Source organism: Marinobacter mobilis, assembly GCF_900106945.1.
Lineage (GTDB): Bacteria > Pseudomonadota > Gammaproteobacteria > Pseudomonadales > Oleiphilaceae > Marinobacter > Marinobacter mobilis.
Window position 1 is genome coordinate 1 of record NZ_FNNE01000021.1, and the last position, 1,117, is coordinate 1,117.

Below are 1,117 nucleotides of genomic sequence, written 5' to 3' on the forward strand. Positions count from 1 at the left end.
TTGCCTGGCCCACATCATGAGAAACCGGAATCGGTCGGTATCAGCGCAGGACGTTTTTGTGAACAATTGAGCCTGCAGGTTTCAGAGGGCAGGACGCCCAAGGGAAGAGAACAATGGATGTGTGCAGCAACGGCGCTGACCGACAGGGAGGGGCGCCCAAGCCAACGGTCGGTGGCTATTATGGCCCCATAGCCTATCGTCTGGACTCGGTACCGGATCAGCCTACCCAGCAACAGGACTTTAATCACTCCACCTTGCGCCGCTCAGCGAGTTTCCGGCTGCCTTGGGGTGGAGCCCAGGACGTGATGCCCGTTAACCTGTTTTCCCGTTGGTCGCCAAAGATCCTTCGCGACATTGAACAGGTAGGAAATTTGCTGGCTGGAACGGGGCACGAAGGGCAGCAGGACCATGAATGTATTCGGTATGCACCGCTCGCTTTTCGCTCTCGGGTAATCGATATGTGTGGGGCTCTTGGCAAAGGACTCTTTTGGGTAGGTTTAATTCTTGGGCTAGTGACTTACTTGATGCATGCCTATCTTACTCACTCAACGTTGTTGGCAGCTTTGCTGGAAGTTTGGCCGTTTCTCTTAGTATTAACAGGCGTTCCAGCTTTTATGTGGTTGTCCAGCATACTCGTGTTTAAACTTTTCCCCCGGTGGTGCGTGAAAGCTGGGCGTGGGCCGTTATGGGAAATCAATCGCCGTACCGGGATGGTTCGGGTATGGCGCTACGCCCGTAAAATTTCACTCCTTGGGCGCCGCGAAGCGACGATCATTGAAGCCCCATTCTATGAATTCGACGGCTGGGTTATTGGCGGTGCGACCCAGTACGGGCCTAGGTTTGATTTTGTACTGTGTCATCGCTACAGCAAGCTGGAAGTGCACCTTGGGGATATCCTGCTGGGCTGGCACCACACGTCCCGTCCTTGTTACGCGTTTTGGGACTTCCTCCAGAACTACATGGATGTGACTCGCCCCCTGCCTGAGTTTCCTGTACTGGAACCCCACCGCCACAAGGACCCGGTGACCGCCGAACACGACCGAAAGACCCGTCGGCCGGCGCGCTACTGGCGGGATATGAGCGACCAAATGTTCACGAAGCATGAAGACGAGATGAA

The 1,117-nt window shown here is 55.1% G+C and carries 1 pseudogene; it reads left to right on the plus strand.

The annotated features are described in order from the left end of the window. Positions 1 to 662: 662 nt before the first annotated feature. Positions 663 to 1,117, plus strand: a pseudogene (locus tag BLV11_RS18370) (hypothetical protein); the annotation flags it as partial.